Source organism: Brachyspira suanatina (assembly GCF_001049755.1).
Lineage (GTDB): Bacteria > Spirochaetota > Brachyspiria > Brachyspirales > Brachyspiraceae > Brachyspira > Brachyspira suanatina.
The window spans coordinates 625,412-648,839 of record NZ_CVLB01000001.1 but is presented as its reverse complement, the minus strand read 5'-3'; the positions used below and the strand labels follow the sequence as shown (position 1 = coordinate 648,839).

The 23,428-nt window shown below is 26.6% G+C and carries 16 protein-coding genes; 2 read left to right on the top strand and 14 right to left on the bottom strand.

Translation table 11 applies throughout. The annotated features are described in order from the left end of the window. Positions 1–34 precede the first annotated feature (34 nt). Positions 35–892 carry a D-glycero-alpha-D-manno-heptose-1,7-bisphosphate 7-phosphatase gene (locus tag BRSU_RS02935; protein ID WP_048593712.1) on the bottom strand — a complete coding sequence of 286 codons (858 nt, stop codon included), beginning with the start codon at positions 890–892 and terminating at the stop codon, positions 35–37. A 139-nt stretch (positions 893–1,031) separates the two neighbouring features. Here BRSU_RS02935 and BRSU_RS02930 point away from each other — a divergent pair, with 139 nt between their 5' ends. Continuing rightward, positions 1,032–2,237: a hypothetical protein gene (locus BRSU_RS02930; protein WP_048593711.1), complete on the top strand. Its 1,206-nt coding sequence runs from the start codon at positions 1,032–1,034 to the stop codon at positions 2,235–2,237. On the opposite strand, the gene BRSU_RS02925 is transcribed toward BRSU_RS02930, so the two are convergent. From BRSU_RS02925 to BRSU_RS02870, 11 genes are all read right to left on the bottom strand, one after another. Continuing rightward, positions 2,234–3,037 carry a hypothetical protein gene (locus tag BRSU_RS02925; protein ID WP_048593710.1) on the bottom strand — a complete coding sequence of 268 codons (804 nt, stop codon included), beginning with the start codon at positions 3,035–3,037 and terminating at the stop codon, positions 2,234–2,236. The two genes, BRSU_RS02930 and BRSU_RS02925, sit on opposite strands and share 4 nt — an antisense overlap. Before the next feature lie 29 nt (positions 3,038–3,066). Beyond that, positions 3,067–3,510, bottom strand: coding sequence for a MarR family winged helix-turn-helix transcriptional regulator (locus BRSU_RS02920; protein ID WP_048593709.1), 444 nt, complete (start codon positions 3,508–3,510; stop codon positions 3,067–3,069). Between the two features lie 72 nt (positions 3,511–3,582). After that, positions 3,583–5,187, bottom strand: a complete 1,605-nt coding sequence (locus BRSU_RS02915; RefSeq protein ID WP_048593708.1) for a peptide ABC transporter substrate-binding protein — start codon at positions 5,185–5,187, stop codon at positions 3,583–3,585. A 496-nt stretch (positions 5,188–5,683) separates the two neighbouring features. Beyond that, the gene (locus tag BRSU_RS02910; protein WP_048593707.1) at positions 5,684–6,646 is read right to left on the bottom strand and encodes an ABC transporter ATP-binding protein; all 963 of its coding nucleotides are present in this window, start codon (positions 6,644–6,646) and stop codon (positions 5,684–5,686) included. 53 nt (positions 6,647–6,699) lie between these two features. After that, a complete protein-coding gene (locus tag BRSU_RS02905; protein ID WP_047117084.1) occupies positions 6,700–7,677 on the bottom strand; it encodes an ABC transporter ATP-binding protein in 978 nt (325 codons plus the stop codon). Between the two features lie 415 nt (positions 7,678–8,092). Next, positions 8,093–9,076: an ABC transporter permease gene (locus BRSU_RS02900; protein WP_048593706.1), complete on the bottom strand. Its 984-nt coding sequence runs from the start codon at positions 9,074–9,076 to the stop codon at positions 8,093–8,095. A 33-nt stretch (positions 9,077–9,109) separates the two neighbouring features. Further along, positions 9,110–10,030, bottom strand: coding sequence for an ABC transporter permease (locus BRSU_RS02895; RefSeq protein WP_048593705.1), 921 nt, complete (start codon positions 10,028–10,030; stop codon positions 9,110–9,112). A gap of 205 nt (positions 10,031–10,235) precedes the next feature. Then, positions 10,236–12,950, bottom strand: a complete 2,715-nt coding sequence (mgtA, locus tag BRSU_RS02890) for a magnesium-translocating P-type ATPase (protein ID WP_048593704.1) — start codon at positions 12,948–12,950, stop codon at positions 10,236–10,238. Positions 12,951–14,198: 1,248 nt separating this feature from the next. Beyond that, positions 14,199–15,461: a tetratricopeptide repeat protein gene (locus BRSU_RS02880; RefSeq protein ID WP_048593703.1), complete on the bottom strand. Its 1,263-nt coding sequence runs from the start codon at positions 15,459–15,461 to the stop codon at positions 14,199–14,201. Positions 15,462–15,772: 311 nt separating this feature from the next. After that, entirely contained in the window at positions 15,773–18,226 is a 2,454-nt protein-coding gene (locus BRSU_RS02875) for a tetratricopeptide repeat protein (RefSeq protein ID WP_048593702.1), read from the bottom strand. A gap of 24 nt (positions 18,227–18,250) precedes the next feature. Next, complete coding sequence (locus tag BRSU_RS02870) at positions 18,251–20,104, bottom strand: tetratricopeptide repeat protein (RefSeq protein WP_048593701.1); 1,854 nt, start codon at positions 20,102–20,104, stop codon at positions 18,251–18,253. A gap of 154 nt (positions 20,105–20,258) precedes the next feature. Here BRSU_RS02870 and BRSU_RS02865 point away from each other — a divergent pair, with 154 nt between their 5' ends. Further along, a complete protein-coding gene (locus BRSU_RS02865) occupies positions 20,259–21,272 on the top strand; it encodes an alpha-hydroxy-acid oxidizing protein (RefSeq protein ID WP_048593700.1) in 1,014 nt (337 codons plus the stop codon). 106 nt (positions 21,273–21,378) lie between these two features. On the opposite strand, the gene BRSU_RS02860 is transcribed toward BRSU_RS02865, so the two are convergent. Beyond that, positions 21,379–22,317, bottom strand: coding sequence for a leucine-rich repeat domain-containing protein (locus BRSU_RS02860; RefSeq protein ID WP_048593699.1), 939 nt, complete (start codon positions 22,315–22,317; stop codon positions 21,379–21,381). Between the two features lie 107 nt (positions 22,318–22,424). Beyond that, positions 22,425–23,354: a leucine-rich repeat domain-containing protein gene (locus BRSU_RS02855; RefSeq protein WP_048593698.1), complete on the bottom strand. Its 930-nt coding sequence runs from the start codon at positions 23,352–23,354 to the stop codon at positions 22,425–22,427. Positions 23,355–23,428: the final 74 nt, after the last annotated feature.

The window sequence follows — 23,428 nt, the reverse complement described above, 5'->3', positions numbered from 1 at the left end:
GTTTAAAAATAAGTCTATTTTTATATAATGATATTCATTTAATAATATTATATATATCATCTATTTTTACTATATTGTATTTATTTTCTATATCATAAACATCTGTAGCAACTAATAATGTACGAAGATAAGGTATTTTTACAATATCAGTATCTCTGTCTCCTATCATAAAAGAATTAAATAAATCTATATTGTATTTCTTTGAGGCAAGCAAATGCATTCCGCATTCAGGTTTTCTTAGCATAGAAACTATATTATAAGGCTCTACATGCCCTTTAATATGATAAGGACAATAATAAAAATCATCTATAATCGCACCTTTATTTTTATATTCATCGTATATATATCTATGAACATTATTCACATCTTCATTGGTATAATAATTGTATGATACTCCTGCCTGATTTGTTGTTACTATTGTGATATATCCTTTATCATTTGCATGTTTAACTATATCAATAAAATCTAAATTTATTTTTACTCTGTCGGTAGTTCCTATATATCCAACATCTTCAATTAAAACGCCGTCTCTATCTAAAAATAAAGCCTTATTAATTTTTTTAGTATTATCTATAAAATATGAAGGTATACCATACAATATATTTTTATTGAATGCTTCATTTATCAATTTATTTATATAATCTTTATTATCATCAATTTCTGATTTATTATACAATTTTCCATTATGAACTAATAAATTATCATTGAATGAATATCCTGAAAGAATATTTGTTATATCATTTTTTATTACTTTATAATTTTTATCTATAGTATATAAGCTAGAATTGTACGACGATGTATTATCCATATTAAAATCTAATGCCATTAATACAGAATCTTTATCCAACTTTTTATAAAACTCATAAAAATAATTTTTTATATCATTATACATAATTGCAAATCCCAATATTTTATAATTAATTAAGTTTAATATAAAAAAATAGTTTTTTCAATAAAAAATCATTGTATTATTTACATTGATTTTTTTTGTTTATGATATATATTATTAGTCAAATTACGGAGTTTATGAAATGAATAATAATAATAATTTAACTGCTCAAAATAATACAAAAAAGAAAAATTATTTAAAAACATTACAATATATATTAATATCAGCAATATCAACTATTCCTGCATGTATTTATATAATTACATTAAAAATTATAGATGAAAACTATATACTTCCAATATTTTTAAATATGCATTTTTTTATTAGCTTTTATCTATTTTGTTTTACTATAATTTTTCATTTAAATAATTTAAATAAAAAACTTATTTTAATTACATTTTTATCATTTTTATTTATATCTTTGATTGCAAGTTTTTCTAATATATTTTTTAACTATGTTTATATGCCTCCCACCGATACTCCAGATTTTCAAATATTAATGAATAGAATTATATTTTTTAATATTATATTTTTCGTAATAATGATACTTTCATACAATTCATTTAATGTAATGGATACTGATTCTATATCTGACTTTTTTACTTTATTTGGAGATACTTTTACATGGTTTTTAATACTTAATACAGGAAGCAGTACAATCTTGGCTATATTATTTTACGGACTTTTTATAGTTGGATTTTCTATAGCAGCATTATTTTCATCATCAACAGATATTGGATTTACAATAGCAAAAATTGTTATATGTCTTATAATATTTTTGTATGGATTCGTACCATTCATATCATATAAAATATATAATAATACTAAATCTATAATATCAATGTATATTTCAAGATTCATTTTGGTGATTAATCTATTTACTATATTTATAATGATGTTTCTTATACTTCCTTATGAATCAAGACCATATGATAATAGATTCGTATACATATTATATAATATAATTCTATCATTAACTATAATTAATTTAATGTTTACAAGAATGGAAAAGAAATCAAATATATTCATAAAAGCAATGTATCTGATAGTACCAATATTTGCATTACTTTTCGACATATTAACTATCACAGCAACTATATATAGAATAGTAAATTACGGACTTACACCCAATAAATTAACATTAATCATTTTGAATATTATATTTTTAATACATTTAACATTGATTTCATTAAATACTATTAAATCTTTTATAAGTTCATTTCAAAACAGAGAGGATAATAATACATTAAATATAGTTATAGATAATAAGCCTATAATGTTTGTATATGTATATTTAGTATTTTCTGTATTTGTGTGCTTTATAATGCCAATAATGTATATAAATTAAATTAATAAATAATTACCGAATATATTTTTAGCATTAACTTTATTATAGGAGTCTCCCCCTCTCCAATTAATTAACTTTTCTGATAATTCAGTATCTCTGTACTCTCTTTCTTCTTTGGCTTCTAAAATATCTAAATAAGCAAGTATTTCTAAAAGAATAATCCTTTCATCTTTTGATGATTTTAATATATCTTTTAATACTGCCTGCATTTTATTTGCAGAATCATTTTTTATATTATAAGAATCTATTCTTTCTAATATAGCATTAAAAATATTTATATCTTCTTTTGTGGGATTAAACTCAAAATCTATTTTACTAAACTCTCTTAAATCAAAATAAATATACGATAATTGTTCAAGTCTCACTCCGCCCCATTTATACTTCTCAAAATTATAAACATTCTGATATTCCAAATGAAAATCATCTATGATGATATTGTATTTGTTATAAAATTCTTTTTCTATATTTTCAGTGTTTGAAAAATCATAAGACATCATTTTTTTAGATAAATAATAACTAGAGATGAAACTTCTTAAATGAATAGCCCTAGACGATAAACTGCATAAAAATGCTTTGACTGTATTATTAAAATCAATTTCTTTTATTAAACCAAATATATTTTTTATAAGATCATTATATTTAATAATTTCTTTTGAAAAGTCAAACATCAAGCCTTTTTCTTTTGCATATAAAAAATCTTCTTCATTTATATGCATTTTACTATCATCTATCCAGCCGTTTTTCCAGAAATAATTGAATAATATTTTTTTGGCTTTTTTATCAACTTCAATAGAATGCATAACTTTATTTGTATTTACCTCATATAAAGCTAGTTAAAAGTATTATCTTTATCTTGTATATTACTAAGAAGTTTTTGTATTATAAAAACTAAAGTTTCTTTTTCTTCATCAGACATGTTCGAAAACATAACTTCATTATTTTTTTTTATATCTTCAAATACAATTTCTTTCAATTTTTTACTTTTTTGAGTGAGATAAATTTCCTTATACCTTTTATCTTCCAAGCTTACTTTTCTTTTTATAAATCCCTTTTTTTCAAGACGATATAAAGTACCTGCTATTGTAGGATTACTTAAGCCCAAAAAATTTTCTATATCCCTTTGATTTATGACTTTTTCTTCATTGCGATAAAGAAACATCAGTATATCCATCTGCGAAGATGTTAGTTTATGTTTATCTAAAAATCTATTAAATCTATTATCTAAAGTTGTATGCAGTTCTTTAATTAATTTTCCTATAAAAATGTCTTCCATAATAAATTGTTCCCCAGCAATCAAATTTCCACACATACTACATGATATACATTTTTTGTCATAAATCAATATTTATTTTTCTAAATAAGAATATGAAAATTTATACTGAGCAAAAGGTATATAAAATACATCTTTCAAATTCGGACTTTTTAATACAGCAGGTTCAAAATATGCTATAGGTATTATAACCGCCTCATCATCTATCAATATTTTTTCAGCTTTATGCAATTCTCTCATTCTAATATTTTGATCTATAGTTCTTGAAGCTGCAATTATTGCATCATCAAATGCTTTATTAGTAAATAGAGAATGGTTTTTATATGAATAGCTTACAAACATACCCAAGAAAGTAGTAGGATCATTATAGCTTCCTGTCCAGCTTGCAGCAGCCATAGTGTAATTTCTTTCTGTTCTGAATGCATGTATAAATGGAGCGAATTCCATTTGAGTAAGTTTAACATCTATTCCAAGATTAACTTTCCACATATTCTGAACAGCTTCAAACATAGGTATATCATTACTGAAAGTAAGGAAAAACTCTAAAACAGGAAAACCTTCTCCATTAGGGTAACCTGCTTCAGCCATTAATCTCTGAGCTTCTTCTACATTCTTTTTATAATCTTCTTTATTAGTGCTTATATATTCTCCTGCATTATCTCTGAAATATCCTTCAACATCTGTAACCCCCCAAGGAACTAATGCTCCTGCAGGCTTACCTGATTTTAAAACATTTTCCACTATATAGTTTCTATCTATTGCAAGAGATAATGCCTTTCTTACTCTTTTATCTTTTAAAGTTTCATTAGTTGTATTCAAAGCATAATACTGAGTACCTATTCTAGTAGCAGTATCAATATAGCCTTCCTCTCTTAAAGTATCTATATCCTGATAAGGAAATTGATCTGAAAAATGTAAAGAACCTTCTTTCACTCCGGCAACTGCAGAATTAGGATTATCCATAAGAACAAATTTAATTTTTTCAGCAACTATAGTATCAGATGCCCAATAATTAGTATTTTTTACAACTGTAATACTTTGATCAGGTTTTCTTTCATATAAAGCAAAAGCTCCGTTACCTATACAAGTTTTAGGATTTCTAGTCCAATTATCAGGATCTTTCTCTACCATATCCTTTCTTACTGGTGAAAATACAGGTAAGTTAACAAGCTCCAAAAAATAAGCTGTAGGATATTCTAATTTTACCTCTAAAGTATAATCATCTATAGCTTTTATACCAAATTCATCAACAGGCATATATCCGCCATTAACATTAGAGAAATTAAGTATAGGTTCAAATAAATAACTAGGTTCGCTTGCAGTATCAGGATCAACTACCCTTTTCCAAGAGTATTCAAAATCATGTGCCGTTAAAGGCTTTCCGTCAGACCATTTTCCATTAGTTCTTAAATGAAATATATATGTAAGTCCGTCTTCAGATATATCCCAACTCTCTGCTGCTCCCGGCTGAATGGCAATATCTTTATACTTTGTAGTTAAACATTCAAATAAATGTGTTACATAAGTAGAACCTTGCAATGTTATATTCAAAGCAGGGTCTATAGTTTTAGGTTCAGCACCTAAATTTACATATACAACATTATCTTCAATATTAGACTTATTTGAACATGAAGATATAAAAATAGAAATAATAAAAACTAAATAAAAATACTTTTTCATTGTACCTAACCTTAGTATGTTATTTATTTATTGGAATTATATTTCATAATAAAGTATTGTCAAGAAAAAATTAATAATATAAATTATTTTAATCTATAAAATAAAGTAATTTTACAAAAACTATATAATTACTTAAATAATATCATTATAATATTTCATAAATAAAATATATTTTTCTAGGCTTTTTAATAGTTCATAACTATGATATTTATATACGTAAAAGTTCCATTATCTATATATTTTTAGATATCAACAATGTACCAATTCTATTAAATTAGTTATTTTGATTACATTACAAATATGTAGAATAAACTATATATCTATACATCTATAGTAGCTAATTCTTTACATTTGCAATATTATAATAATGCTTTAGCAACACTTTTCCATATCTTGAAAGTTTAAATATTCTAAGCTGTATAATCACAAATATAATATTAATAAACAATAAAACAATGCATTTAATATAGTATCTTATTATATAATTCGCCAATAATCATACTAAATGACAAGCACAGTAATGTCCGTTTTCTACTTCTCTAAACTCTGGAACTTTTTCTGCACAAACAGCCTCAGCCTTAGGACATCTAGTTCTAAATTTACATCCTGAAGGAGGATTAATTGGAGAAGGTATTTCACCTGAAAGTATTATACGTTTCTTTGTCTTTGCCACTGAAGGCTCTGATATTGGTATTGCTGAAATTAAAGACTGAGTATAAGGATGTAAAGATTTTGTGTATAATGATTCACTATCTGTAAGCTCAACAATATTTCCCAAATACATAACACCTATTCTTTTAGATATCTGACGAACAACTGCTAAATCATGAGCAATGAAAAGATAAGTAAGCTTCATCTCCTGCTGCATATCATAAAGCATATTTATAATTTGGGCCTGAATAGATACATCTAATGCCGATACAGGTTCATCGCAAACTATAAACTCTGGATTAACTGCTAAAGCTCTGGCTATACCTATACGCTGTCTTTGTCCGCCTGAAAATTCATGAGGATATCTTTGTGCCTGCTCAGCATTAAGTCCTACAAGTTTAAGAAGATTTATTACCTTTTCTCTTCTCTCATCTTTAGTAGAATAAAGCTTATGCACATCTAATGCCTCACCTATTATATCTTCAACTGTCATACGAGGATTTAAAGAAGCATAAGGATCTTGGAAGATTATCTGCATTTTTTTAGCATAATTTCTGTAATTTTCTTTATTAACTTCTTCGCCATTAAAAAATATTTTCCCACTGGTCGGTTTATATAAATGAAGTAAAGTTCTTCCTAATGTAGTTTTACCGCTTCCGGATTCCCCAACAAGTCCGAAAGTTTCTCCTTTATTTATACTAAAAGTTACTCCATCAACCGCTTTTACAGTTTGTATATTTCTCCCGAAAAATCCGCCTTTTATCTTAAAATGTTGTTTCAAATCTTGTATTTCTATTAAAGGTGCCATAAAAACTCTCTCTATACTATAATACTATTTTTATTTTTCACACTAAACATTAATTAATTAGGTATTTGATGAAGCCAGCAAGCTGAAAAATGACCCTTCTCAAATTCAGTTATAGGAGGCTTATTATCAATACATACTTTCATACATTCTTCACATCTTGTACTAAAAGGACATCCTGGCTTCATATTAAGTAAATCAATAGGAGTTCCTTCTATAGGAATAAGTCTATCCTGTTTTATATCAATACGAGGAAGTGATTTTAAAAGTCCCAAAGTATAAGGGTGTTTAGGACGTTCGAATATATCAAAAACTGTTCCCCTCTCAACTATACCGCCGCCGTACATAACTATAATATCATCTGCCATATCTGCAACTATACCAAAGTCATGTGTAATAAGTATAACTGCCATATTGATTTTTTTCTGTATATCTTTTATAAGCTCAAGTATTTGTGCTTGTATAGTAACATCTAATGCTGTTGTAGGCTCATCTGCTATAAGTATTTTAGGATCTCCTGCAAGTGCCATAGCTATCATTATACGCTGGCGCATACCTCCTGAAAGCTCATGTGGATACTGTTTTATTCTTCTTCTAGGCTCATTTATACCAACTAAAGTCAAAAGCTCTACTATTCTCTCTATTGCATCTGTTTTGCTTATTTTTCTATGAGTAGTCAATGCCTCCATTAATTGGTCGCCTATAGTATATACGGGATTTAGACAAGTCATTGGGTCTTGGAAAATCATTGATATTAAGTCGCCTCTTATTTTTTTTCTTTCATGTTCTGAAAGCTTGATTAAATCAGTTCCTTCAAAAAGTATTTCTCCATTTATAATCTTTCCAGGCTCTTCTATAAGTCCCATAATAGAATAAGCAGATACACTTTTACCGCTTCCAGATTCTCCTACTATACCCAATACTTTTGATTTATCCAATTTATATGAAATATTATTAACAGCTTTAACTTCACCAAGAGGTGTAAAGAAAGATACGCTTAAATTTTTAACTTCTAATAAATGATTATTTTCCATTACTCAATTTTCCTTTATTGCTAATAAAAATTGTTCGCTAATAGTGTCCGACAAGTAAACTTATCGGACGCTCTCAATTTTTATAATGTATTGCTAATAAAAATTGTTCGCCTGCTCTGCATGCCTTCGGCAATAGTGTACGACAAGTAAACTTATCGGACGCTCTCAATTTTTATAATGTATTGCTAATAAAAATTGTTCGCCTGCTCTGCATGCCTTCGGCAATAGTGTACGACAAGTAAACTTATCGGACGCTCTCAATTTTTATAATATATTGCTAATAAAAATTGTTCGCCTGCTCTGCATGCCTTCGGCAATAGTGTACGACAAGCAAACTTATCAGACGCTATCAATTTTTATAATGTATTGCTAATAAAAATTGTATATCAATAATACATCAATATCACAATTTATATTATCTATTCTTCATTCTAGGGTCTAATGCATCCCTTAATCCGTCACCAACCAAATTAAAGCAAAGTATTATAACACTTATCAAAGCAGCAGGGAAAAGCAATTGATAAGGATAAGAATAAACTCCGCTTACAGCATTTGAAGTTAAAGATCCAAGAGAAACCATAGGAGCACTAACTCCTAAACCCAAGAAACTCAAAAATGCTTCAACAAATATAGCATTAGGTATCTGAACCATAGCTGATACTATTATTGCTCCCATTGCATTAGGTATCAAATGTTTGAAAATAATCCTACTATGAGGAGTACCTAAAGCCCTAGCTGCGGTTACAAATTCCTGTCCCTTTAATGCTAAAATCTGTCCTCTTGTCATTCTCGCCATATTAGTCCAATAAAGCAAAGATATAACTATAAATATACTGAAAAGTCCAGGCCCTAAAAGTCCTATTCCTCTCAATGATTCATTTTGTAAAAATAACTTATCCATAGGAGCCTTAAGAACAACAGATAATAATACAACTACCAAAAGTGTCGGTACTGCACTTATTATGTCAACTATACACATCATAATACTGTCGGTAAGTCCTCCGAAATATCCTGATATAGAACCGTAAACTATACCTATTATGACAACTAAAGTAGCTGATACTATACCAATTAAAAGAGATATTCTAGCACCAATCATACATCTTACAAGCAAATCTCTGCCCAAAGTATCTGTACCGAATGGATGCTCTAAAGTTGGAAGACTGTTTTCAACCCCTCTGTTTATTTGAGCATATCCATATTCAGAAACCATGGGTATTATAATAGAAAGAATAGCTATAATACCTATAACTATAATAGATACCAAAGCCACTCTATTTTTTTTAAATCTTCTATATGCATCCTGCCAATATGTTACACTCTCTCTTTTTACTTCAGCAGCAGCTTTTTCTTCATCCGTTGCTTTTACAAATAATGATTTATCTAAACTTTGTTCCATCAATTAATATCCGCCTTTATAAGAATTATAAAATTATTCCTGTATTTTTATTCTAGGGTCTATAATACCATAAGATAAGTCAACCAAGAAATTCATTGCTATCAAAAAAGCCCCATAGAATATTGTAACACCCAATATTGTAGGATAATCCCTTTGAGTTATGCTTTCAACAAAATATCTTCCAAGTCCTGGTATATTAAATATTTTCTCTACAACGAATGAACCTGTAAGAATACCTGCAGCAAGAGGTCCTATATATGTAACTATTGGTATAATAGCATTTCTTAAAGCATGCTTAAATATGATTATGCTTCTTGATATGCCTTTTGCCCTTGCCGTTTTTATATAATCTTGGTGTATAACATCGAGCATTGAACTTCTCATAAGTCTTGCCATAAAACTTAAAGAGCTGAAAGATAAAGCAAATCCAGGCATTATATATTGAGCAAAAGAATCGAATCCATAAGCAGGAAGCAGTTTTAATTTTACAGAAAATATAATAATAGAAACCGTAGCAACAACGAAACTAGGTACTGCTATACCTAAAGTAGCTGCCACCATAACAGCCCTATCTACAAACTTACCATGCCTTAATGCCGCAACTATACCGAATAAAACTCCTATAGTAGTAGAAATAAACATACTGAATATTCCAAGTCTGAAAGATACAGGAAATGCTCTTACTATTGTACCGGAAACTGACTGGCCTATTTTAGTAAGAGAAGTACCTAAATCCCCTTTAATAGCATTCTTTAAATAATTACCGTACTGAACTATTAAGGGCTTATCAAGTCCGTATTTTCTATTTAAGTTTTCCAATGCCACTTTACTAAGCGGTTTTTCACCTACAAAAGGCCCGCCCGGTACTGTATGCATTAAAAAGAATGTTATTGTTACTATAACAAAAAGGGTTAAAAGTGATACTAATAATCTTTTAACAACATAAGAAAACATAAACAATACCTTTAATTAATTTTTTGACAAATTTTTATTGACATCATATTATCTAATAAAAATTAACTTTTGTCAAACTTTAAATAAACCAAATTTAATATCAAAATTATAAACTAAACTATTTATAATGAAAAATTACATATTAATAGTAAGAGCATATACAGAAATAATAAAAAAAATCTGTATATGCTTCATTATTAATATATTATAATAATTCACCGAATTTTCTAATATATACTTTCTTTAATAATGTAACTAATAATATATAAGCAAATATACAAGGAACTAAAAATATAAAATAAGTTTTAGGCAATGATACAAAACCTAAATGATGTCCTAAATTTGTAAAAGGCACTATAGACAAAATTATAATGCTTGAAAAAGTTAATAAAAATACTTGTTTTGAAGGTCTGCTTTCTATAAAAGGAATTTTAGCAGTTCTTATCATGTATATAACCAAAACTTGTGTGCATATAGATTCTATAAACCAGCCTGATTGGAACATAGAAGTATACATTGTTTTTATATTAGCTAAATCGGCACCATTATAATAATTGCCTAATTTATTATATAATATTCCATTAGAAACGAATAATGGACAGAAAATAAAATACATTATTAAATAAGTGCTCCAATCAAATATAGAACTTACAGGTCCCATCCAGCACATAAAGTTTCCTATACTTGAAGCGTCCCATTTTCTTGGAAGTTTTAAAAATTCTTTATCAACATTATCCCAAGGTATTGAAGTGCAGCTTAAATCATATATTAAATTTAGTATGATCAAATGCACACTTTGCATTGGTATGAATGGCAAAAGTATAGAAGCCATTAATACAGAAAACATATTTCCAAAATTTGATGAAGCAGTTATTTTTATATACTTTATCATATTGGCATAAGTTTTTCTTCCTTCTATTATGCCTTTTTCTAATACAGTTAAATCCTTTTCTAATAGTATTATATCAGCAGCTTCTTTAGCTATATCAAAAGCACTGTCAACTGAAATGGATATATCAGCCATTTTCATAGCAAGCACATCATTAATACCATCACCCATAAAGCCGACTGTATTATCATCATCTTTTAATATGGATACTATTCTTGATTTCTGATGAGGGTAAAGTTTAGCGAATATATTAGCTTTTTTCGCTTTTATTTTTAATTCATCATCATTTAATTTATCAATTTCATTTCCAAGCAAAATACCGTTTATATTTATTCCTAATTTATTGCATACATTAATAGTTGTTTTTTCATTATCTCCAGTAAGTATTTTTACATCAACACCATATTCATTTAATTTTTTTATAGCTTCGTAAGATGACTCTTTTGGAGGATCCAAGAATACTAAATATCCTACTAATACCATTTCATTTTCTAATTTTTTAACTTCTTCTAAATCATTTAATTGATTTTCATTATTTATTTCTATATCTTTTACAGCTAATGCTATTACTCTCATTCCTTTATCATTTAAAGAGTTAATTTTTTTATTTAATTCTTGTTTTTGTAATTCTGTTATTTTTGATATTTTTTCATCATCATAAACATAAGAGCAAATTGAAATCATTTCTTCAAAGGCTCCTTTAGTTATCATTTTTATATTATTATTTTCTTTTAATAATATGCTTAATCTTCTTCTTATAAAATCAAATGGAATTTCATTTATTTTTGTGTAATTTTCTAATTCTTTATTATTAACATTTTTTTTATTATGTTCTATATATTCAATAATAGCATTGTCCAAAACATTTCTATAACCATTTTGAAAATAGCTATTTAAATAAGCTAAATCTAAAACATTTTTATTTTCATTTCCATTGATATCAAAATAATGTTTCAATGAAATTTTATCCATAGTTAAAGTGCCTGTTTTATCAGTACATAATATATTCATAGCACCGAAACTTTGTATAGAATTAAGATTTTTTATTATAGTTTTTTGTTTTGACATAGACACTGCACCTTTTGCCAAGCATGCACTTACAATCATAGGGAGCATTTCTGGTGTCAAACCTACTGCAATTGATATAGCAAATAATAATGCTTCTATCCAATTTCCTTTTGTAAATCCATTAATAAAAAATACAACAGGAGTCATTATAGACATAAATCTTATCAATAGCCAAGATACAGAATTTATTCCTTTAGTGAAGCTTGTATCTATTTCATTTATATTTGAAAGTTCATTTGCGATATCTCCTAAAAATGCATCTTTTCCAATATTGATTACTATACCTTTAGCATCTCCGCTTATTACATTAGAACCCATAAAGACAATATTTGAATAATCTGTTACTGATTCTAATTCCTCATTACATACAGAATTATTTTTTTCTAAAGGCTCGCTTTCTCCTGTTAATACTGATTGAGAAACTGTAAAGTTATTTGATTCTATTATTCTTATATCAGCAGGTATTATATTACCGGCATTAATAAAAACTATATCGCCTACTGTTAGATTTTCACTGTTTATTTCTTTTTTGATATTTTCTCTCAAAACTATGCTTGAAGATTTTATCATGTTAAGAAGTTTTTCTGATGCATTATCTGATTTATATTCCTGAATGAATCTTATTAATCCTGATACTGTTATCATTGTAGAAATGATTATTACTGTCAAAAAAGAAATTTCTTCATTCTTGAAAAAAGGTATTAATATATCTGTAAAAATAGAAATAACAGCTAATGCAAATAATATTAAAGTGAATGGATTTATGAAACCTTCGGTTATTCTTTTAAAAATAGTTTTTTTATTTTTATGGGGTATTTTATTTAATCCGTATTCTTTTAATCTTTTATCTGCTTCTTTTTCTGATATGCCTTCTAATGATGAATTAAATACTTCTAGTACTTTATCAGTATTATTTAATGCTGAAAAAATTAATTTGTTTTTGTTTTCTAGTATTTTTTTCATGATATCAACTCCAATAATAATATTTTCAAAACGATTTTTTATTATTTAATAAATTATTATTTTTTATTATTGTTATGCTCGTCTACGCCTATAATAAGCTAGTGAGTAAACTCACTAACTGGCTACGACTCGCTTTTATATTTCAATTCTAATATCTAAAAATTATTATTTTTTATAATAAATTTATTCTAATACTGTTATTTACAAAAGCTAAAATAACAAATCAAAAAACCAAAAACGGTTTTATAATTTTTAATATATGAATGTAATTATAGAAAATATATTAATTGAAGTGACATATCAGGTAGACGATTCTTTTGAAGCTGAGTAGTGAGCGAGAATAGAAGTTTTTGTTTAGCATAGCACCACCTCCTTATAATGATATAGATTTTTAATTTTTGCGAATATAGCATAATATAAAAAAATTGTCAATACAAAAATATAATTAGTTTAATTTTTTTTATTTCTAATCTCATCCATCGCACGCAGAATAAAATTAAAAATATTAATTTATTTATAATTCAAATTTTGTTTATATAATAAATTTGGTTTACCGTGCGTTAGATATATTTTAAAGTTAATTGAGTTAACATTCAAAATGAAATTTCAAATTTTAAAGGGCGGGCATGTAATTAATGTCTTTATTTATTTTTATCAACTTTTCCCGCAGCACACCTGCCATAGGCACGCTTCGCTAGGCGGACTTCGTCGGCACGCTTCGCGAAAGGCTAGATTATGGCTTTAATTTAATAAATTATTTTACATGTAAAATAATTTTAGTATGATTTAGTACTAATTTTTACACTTGCACTTCGCCGTAGGCGGACTTCGTCTGGTTCTTTGACGCTGTCCGCCTGTGGCGTGCGGCGGGAAAAAGAACAATAAAAAATTGACAAACTTAAAAATTTTCAGTATATAATGACTTACATTAATTCTTGCGAGTATTCACCATGAGTTTCTAATAACTTGCAAAACTTTTTACCACTTATAGTTTTCATAATACTACATCAATAGTTTTATCATATTTTCTTTAGAATATTCTTCAATATCAACAGAAAGACAACCTTCTATAGCCTCTTTAATATTTGATTCTAATTCTTACATAGTATCAGCTTGAGTAAAGCACCACTTTATATCTGGAACTTCTGCCCAAAAACCATCTTCATATTGATGAACAATAACTTTAAAAATCATAAAAATACATCTTGAAAAAATTATATTTTAGTAAAAAAACAATATATTACAACTTCATTTCAAACCATATTCTTCTTTAGTACGTTTTACATTTTCTCTGGCACATTCATTATTAGGATCCAATTTTAAAGCCTTCTTATAATCTTTTAATGCCTCTTCATAAAGACCTAAATTTTCCTTAGTAAGACCTCTGTTATTATAAGCATCTGCATAATCAGGATTTAATTTTATAGCCTTATCAAAATCTTCTATAGCTTCTTCATAAAGTCCTAAATTATCTTTAGCATTTCCCCTATTATTATATGCAAAAGCATAATTAGGATTTAATTTTATAGCTTTATCATAATCTTCTATAGCTTCTTCATAAAGCTCTAAATTATATTTTGCATTACCTCTGTTATTATAAGCATCTGTATCATCAGGATTTAATTTTATAGCCTTATCAAAATCTTCTATAGCTTCTTCATAAAGTCCTAAATTATCTTTAGCATTTCCCCTATTATTATATGCAAGAGCATAATTAGGATTTAATTTTATAGCTTTATCATAATCTTTGATAGCTTCTTCATAAAGTCCTAAATTATCTTTGGCATTTCCCCTATTATTATATGCAAGAGCATAATTAGGATTTAATTTTATAGCTTTGTTAAAATCTTTTATAGCTTCTTTAGAAAATCCCAACTCATCTTCTAATAATCCTTTATTATTATAAGCATCAAATAAATTAGGATCTATTGATAAAGCTTTATCAAAATCTTTTATAGCTTCTTCTAAAAGTCCTAAATCACTTTTAAGAAGTCCTCTGTTATAATAAGCATAAGTATAATCAGCTCTTAACTCTATAGCCTTATCATATTCTTCTATAGCTTCTTTTAAAAGTCCAAGTTTAGTTTTGGCAACAGCTTTGTTATAATAAGCATCTGCCATATTAGGGTTTAACTTTATAGCTTCATCATAATATTTTATAGCTTCTGCATATTCTCCATTAGCACTTTTATAAATACCTTTAGAATTATAATCATGATAATCAGTAAGATTGTTTAAACGATCAATATCAACTTCTTTCTTATTGTCAACTATATTTGTAAAACTGACTATAAAATTTTGTTTATCTGACATTATTTTATTTAATTCTTCATTAAAAGTTTTTGCTTTGTCATTGAAATCATCAAAATCAGAATAATTTTCTGCATCAATATTATTTAAAAAATCATTAAATTCATCTAAACATTTATTTAATTCCTTTTGCAAATTCTCTAATTTATTTTTAGATTCTTTTAAATGTTGACTGAATAGAAAATTAGTCATTGTTGCCATTTTTAACTCCTATAACTATTTATTATTAACATACAAGTTACAATTTTGTATATGATACAATTATATCATAGTATATACCTAAACAACTATATTTTGTTAATTTTCACCTTTTTATAAAATAAAAGATTATCTAATATTTAAGAAATATGTTTTACATGTAATATAGATTTATTGATTTTGTATAATAATAAGTTATCAGCCGCACGTATAAAGGACATTCATTAAGAATAAACGATACCGTGCGGGTTGCCACTACAGCTAGTAGTTGACAAAATTAAAACAAAAAATAAAACAGCTGCTAATATTATAATTTATAAAGTAATATTATTATCCTTACAAAATTCAGTTGCTAAATCTATATTGGTAAATTCATCTTTTATAATATCTTTAAATACCATAAGATAAAATTCATCTTCTAAAGCTAACTTATAAGATTTTTCTAAATCATTTAATGCTGACTTTTCTAAATCCGTATAACTTTTATATGAAACAATTTTTGATATAATTTTATTAAAAAATGATTTCTTATCATTTGTTTTATTTTCTAAATTACTTTCCTTTGATAAAAGAAATTTCTCTTTAGATCTTAAAATATATAAAAACCAATCATTATCATTTAATTCAATAGCTTTATCATAATTTTCAATACTTTCTCTATATTTATTTAAATAATCATAACAAGAAGCCCTTTCACTGTAATAGTTAGGATTATTCGGATCATATTCTATAGCCTTATTCAAATCATTTATTGCTTCATCATAATTCTTTAAATATTTTTTAGAACAGCCTCTATAATAATAAGCATTATAATGTTTGGAATTCACATTTATAATAATATCAAAATCTCTTATAGCCTCCTCATACTTCAATGCCCTGTATTTAGTATATCCTCTTTCATAATAAACATCAAAATTACCAGGATACATTCTTATAACTTTATCATATATTTCTAAAGCTTCTTCATATTTATCCATGTTAGATAAACAAAAAGCAATATTATAATAGGCATTAACTTTCTTAGGATTTATCTCTAACACTTTATTATAATACTCTATAGCTTTATCATATATAGATTGTCTTGAATATATAAGTCCTATATTAATATAAATGTCTGCTTCATTATAACCTAATTCTAATGCTTTATTAAAATCTTCCAAAGAATTTTTATAATCTTCTAAACTCATTTCAGCAAGAGCTATATTATAATAAGCCAAACTATAATCAGGATTTATTTCTAATGCTTTTTTATAATAGTCAATAGCTTCTTTATAGTTTCCTAAATTATGTTTAATAAGTCCTAAATTAATATAGGCAGATGCATACTGAGGATTTATCTCCAATGCCTTATTATAATATCGAATTGAGTTTTCATAATCATGCATTTCATAATATGCCAAACCAATATTATAATAAGCACTAGCCATAGAAGTATTTAACTCCAATGCCTTATTAAAATTTTTAATAGCTTCTTCATAATCTTTTTTATAATGATATACTAAGCCAATACTATTATATATTTCAGCATTATTAGTATCTATATCCAAAGCCTTATTCAAATAATATAAAGCCTCATCATATAATTCTAATTCTATTTTGATCAAAGCAATTTCATTATAAATAACAACATCAGTATTATCTATTTCAAGTATTTTATTTAAACAAGATAAAGCTCCTCCGTAATCTATTAAAGCTCTTTTAATTAAAAACATTTTGAAATAAGTATCTGCACTATTAGGATAAATTTTAAGTGCTTTTTCTAAATATTCCAAAGCCTCATTATTTAAATCTAATTTATGCAAAGCAAAAGCAATATCATAATATGCATCAATAAAATTAGGATTTATTTCTAATGCTTTTTTTAAATATTCTAAAGATTCCTCCATATATCCGGCATCAATTTTTATATTTCCTATTCTATCATAAACATAAATATCATCAGGATACATTTCTATAATTTTATTTAAATATTTATTAGCTTCATGCTCTAAACCTAAACCTAATTTTATAGAATAAATTTTTAAATATGTTTCAATATTACTAGGATCTATTTCTAAAGCCTTATTCAAATATGATAAAGCCTCATCATCTAATCCCACAGAATGTTTTATCAAAGCAATATTATGATAGGCATTAATTAAATTAGGATTAATCTCTATAGCCTTCTCATAACATTTCAAAGCTTCATCAAATTCATTCAAATTGTATTTACATAAACCAATAGTATTATATGCCGAACTTGCTGTATCATTTTTATCTAATTCTATAACTTTATTAAAATCATTTATAGCTTCTTCAAATTTAGATAAATAAAACTTACATAATCCCCTATTATTATAAGAACTAATATTATCAGGAAAATCTGCTATTACTTCATCATAAATATTTATAGCTTCTTTATATTTTTTCATATAAAGATAGCATAATCCTATATTAACACGTGAATCAATATCATTATTATTTATTTGCAAAACTCTGTTAAAATCTTCTATAGCTTCTTCATAATTACCTAAATATAATTTTGCCAAACCTCTATCATAATATACAGTTTCGCCGTCATCACCCAATTCAATAGCTCTCTCAAAATCATTTATAGCTTCTTTATATAATCCCAAATTTAATTTTGATAATCCTCTGTTATGATAAAGATCATAAGAATCGCCATTATAAAATATAACCTTATCAATATATTCAATGGACTTTTCATACTCTTTATTTTCATAAGCTTCTTTGGCTTTATCCAGCAATTCTTTAATATTGTCATTCATAATACAATTCCTATAAAACTAATTTTATTTCAAGCCATGTTCTTTTTTAAGATTTGCAATATTGCTCTTTGCATATTCATTATTAGGATCTAATTCTAAAGCCTTTTTATAATCTTTTAAAGCCTCTTTATATAGTCCTGCATTTTTCTTAACCCATCCTCTATCATTATATAAATAAGCTGTATTTGGTTCTAGTTCTATAGCTTTATCATAATCCTTTATAGCTTCTTGATACTGTCCTAATTCATCTTTAGCACTTCCTCTATTGCCGTAAGCATTTGTATAATTAGGAGTCAATTCTATAGCCTTAGTATAATCTTTTATAGCTTCTTTATACAAGCCTAAACTATATTTAGTAAGCCCTCTATTATTATAAGTATTGCTGTCATTAGGGTTTAATTCTATAGATTTATCATAATCTTTGATAGCTTCTTTATAAAGTCCCAAATCATTTTTAGAAAGTCCTCTGTTATTATATGCCTCACTGTAAGTCGGTCTTAATTCTATAGCCTTATCATAATATTTAATTGATTCTTTTAAAAGATCCAAATCATATTTAGCACTTCCTATATTATAATAGGCTTCTGGATTATCTGCACATAAATCTATAGATTCTTCATAATCTTTTATAGCTTCTTCATACATTCCTAACTCACTTTTAGCAAGCCCTCTATTATTATATGCATCACTATAATTAGGATTCAAATATATAGCTTTATCATAATCTTTTATAGATTCCTTATATAAACCAAGCTCTCTTTTTGCATTTGCTCTGTTATAATAAGCATCTACATAATTATGATCCAATTTTATAATTTTGTCATAATCTTTTATAGCTTCTTCATATAATTCTAAATCATATTTAGCATTTCCTCTATTCATATAGGAATTTATATCGCTAGGTTTCAATTTTATAGCATTATCATAATCTTCAATAGCTTCTTTAAATAAACCTAACTCTTTTTTTGAATTTCCTCTATTATAATAAGCATCTGAATAATTTGGATTAATTTCTATAGCTTTGTTATAATCTTCAATGGCTTCTTTATAAAGTCCCAAATCATTTTTAGAATTACCTCTGTTGCTATAAGCACAATAGTTATTAGGATCTAATTCTAAAATCTTATTAAAATCTTTCATAGCCTCATCAAAAAGCTGTAAGTAATTTTTGGAAACTCCTCTATTATTATATGCATCTATATTTTTATTGTCTAACTCTATAACCTTATTATAATCTTCAATAGCTTCCTTGTGTAAGCCAGCATTATTTTTAGCAAACCCTCTATTATAATAAGCATCTTTATAATTTTTACTTAATTCTATAGCTTTGTCATAATCTTTTATAGCTTTCTTAAAAAATCCTAAATTACTTCTAGAAAGTCCCCTATTATAATAAGCTAATGCATAATAATCAATTAAATCTATAGCTTCACTATATTTATCTATAGCATATCTATATGATCCCATATTGTTTAAAGCAACTCCATTAGTATTGCAATCGAAATATTCATCTAAAGTATGTAAATCATTAATATCAATTTCATCATTTTCATCATTAAACATAGTTTTATCATAATGAAAATACTCAATAAACCTGTTATAAGTATAAAGTTCGTCAGGCTCTTTTATATAAAATGTTTCAAGTATTTTGTTTAATTCATCATTAAATTTTTCTGCCTTTCTGTTAAAATCATCAAAATCAGAATAATTGAATGGATCAATGCTATTTAAAAAATTATTTGCATCATATAGAACTTTTTCTGCTTCTTTTTTAAAATCATCTTTTAAATCTGGAATTTCTCTTTTTTCAAAAGCTTCTAATGATATTTTGCATTTTTCTATATGTTTACTAAGAAGATAATTAGATATTTTTGCCATTTTTAATTCCTATCATAGTTTATTAATTTTACATAAATTATTATAATACAAAAATAATTTAACACCATATAAAATTATTATTATTAATAATCTGCTTGTTTTATTTTTAATATTTAGTATTATTATTGCGTTGAATTATTATCGGAGGAATTTTATGACTTATAAAGAAATTATAGAAGTTGCAAAAGACTGTATGGGATTTTGTAAGGCATGCCCAATATGTAATGGTAAAGTATGTAAAAATAGCATGCCAGGACCCGGAGCTAAAGGAATAGGAGATGTTGCCATTAGAAATTATGACAAATGGAGAGAAATAAGACTCAATATGGACACAATATGTTCTAATGAAGATGTTGACACTTCTTTTGAGTTATTCGGAAAAAAATTTAAATATCCTATATTTGCTGGTCCTGTAGGTGCAGTTCAGCTTCACTATGGTAATAAATACACAGAAGAAGAATATAATGATATATTAGTTAAATCTTGTGCTGAAGCAGGAATTGCAGCTTTCACTGGTGACGGAGTTAATGCTAATGTAATGATAGCAGCAACTACTATGATAAAAAAACAAAACGGTGTAGGAGTGCCAACAGTTAAGCCTTGGAATATAGATGTTATAAAAGAAAAAATGAAATTAGTTGCAGATTCAAATGCTTTTGCTGTTGCTATGGACGTTGATGCTGCCGGGCTTCCTTTCTTAAAAAATCTTACTCCAAAAGCAGGAAGCAAAACTGTAGATGAATTAAAACAAATAAAAGAAATTGCAAAAAGACCATTCATAATAAAAGGAATAATGACTACTAAAGGAGCTAAAAAAGCTGTTGAGGCTGGAGCTGATGCAATAATAGTATCAAACCATGGCGGACGCGTACTTGATCAATGTCCTTCTACTGCTGAAGTTTTACCTGAAATTGCTGATGCTGTTAAAGGCAAAATTAAAATATTAGTAGACGGCGGTATTAGAAATGGTACTGATATATTAAAGGCTATTGCTTTAGGTGCTGACGGAATTGTTATTGCTAGAACATTTGTAATAGCTGCTTACGGCGGAGGAGAAGAAGGAGTTAAATCTTATGCCGCTCAATTAGGTGCTGAACTTGAAGATGCTATGACTATGTGTGGAGTTCACAGCTTAAAAGAAATAACTAGAGATGTAGTAAGACTTTAATTTTCTTTACTATAACTTTTTATAATTAAAAACTCAATATAAAGAGCAGGCACTCTATATATTGAGTTTATTTTTTAATTAATAGCTTTCAAGAATTTTTATAATATTATTGCTTTCTTATATCAGTAAAATTACCGCCTAAGAAACTTGACCAAACTCCAGCATCTAAAGTGTCAGCATTAGGCAGTATTAAAGTTTTAAGTTTATTGCAATACATTAAAGCATCATTATTATTTATACTGCTTGGGGAAGTTCCATAGTAAATTACTGTAGTTAAATTAGGACAGCTTGAAAATGCTCCCATTCCTACTGATGTTAATGAAGCAGGTATAGTTATTTTTTCTATTGTTTCACTTTGAGCAAATGCAGCCATACCTATTGATTTTAAAGAATTTGGTATTATTAATTCTTTCAAAAATTCCAAAGTAAAAAAAGCCTGATCTCCTATAGTTTGAACATTTTTACCCAAAGTTAATTTTTCTATACTTTGAGAATTCTGAAATGCCATTTCTTTTATTGTAATTATAGAATCAGGAAGTGTTATTTCTTTTGTATTATATAGTTGATCAAAAGACATCATTTCTATAGTTTTTATTTTATCTGTTGGAAATGTAAAATTGATAACTATATTTTCTGAATTCTTAATACCTTCTCCAGAAAACATACCTGTTTTTACAGAGCCGTCTTGAAAATTAATATTTTTTATATCCAACTCTATATTCATAGAAGAACTAACTTTTAATGCTGCTTTTAAAACTAAAGTATATAAAGATTCATTATTACTGTAATCTTTAGGAGTTCCTGTCAATATTACTCTATATGAATTCTTTTCAGCAAAATAAGCTTTTAAATTTTGTTCTATTTGCTGGCTTATTAATGCATCTTCCTGACTTATATCTATACCGTATTTTTTTATTAATTCTTGCTCTTCTACAGTAGAATCTGTAACTCCTGAATTATTACTGCTATTAGGTGATGTAGTATTATTTGAACATGAAACAAATACCAACACTGATACAAATACTAATAAAATTTTTTTAATCATCACTCTTTCCATCCTTAAATATAAATATTTCTTTAAGCATAAGAAAAAATTTTAGAAAGTAAAATATTTAAAATTATTTAGCTTACTATATACTTTTCAATAAAAAATCACTGTTTTCTTATATCAGTAAAATTACCGCCCAAAAAAGTTTTCCAAGCAGGATCATCCGGATCTTCAGCATTAGGAATTAATAAAGTTTTAAGATTAACACAGTCATCAAATACATTTTTATTATTCATTATAGTATCAGGCTTAGTTCCCAAATAAGTAACAGTGGTTAAAGAACTTCCAAATGGTTTTCTTCCTATTGATTTTACAGATGCTGGTATTACTATTTCCTTTACTGTTGAATAAGAAAAAGCTAATTCACCTATATATTCAAGCTTACTTTTTTCACTAAATGTTATTTTGTTAAGCACCTCAGATAACTGAAAAGCAGCAGCATCAATACCAATAACAGAATCCGGTATTGTTATCTCTCTCAAATAATTATTTAAAAATGAAAAAGCATTGCCTTCTATAACTCTTATGATATTTTCAGGCAATATAAAACTCAAATTAAAATAACCTAAAGAAACTCCTCCTCGAAACATCCTAGATTTTATCTTTCTCTCATTAAAATAAACATTACTAACATCTATTATTGCCTCACTAATTGATAAATCTCTTGCAACTTCTAATGTTAATTTTGTAAGAGATGCTGAAACTAAATAATCATCTTTTGGCTTTCCTGTAAATATTACTTTATATTGACCTTTGTCGTTTCTATATTCTTTTAATTTTATTTTTATTTGCTCTTTTATTATATTATCTTCTTGAGAAATATCTATTCCGTATTTAATTGCCTCATCATCTAAAACAGGCAAAGGAGGCTGTATTTCAGTCCAAGGGGGATAATCTGGTTCTGGAGGATCTATAGGTTTAGAAGGATCCATTGGATCAGTAATTTCTGTATTATTATTAGGCGACATTATCACTGCCGAACAGGATACAAATATCAATGCTAACATAAATATTAATATATATTTTTTCTTCATATTATTTTTCTCTCTATTTATAATGATAATAAAAATTACAAAAAAGTAAACAACCTAATATTTTTTAATTCTTT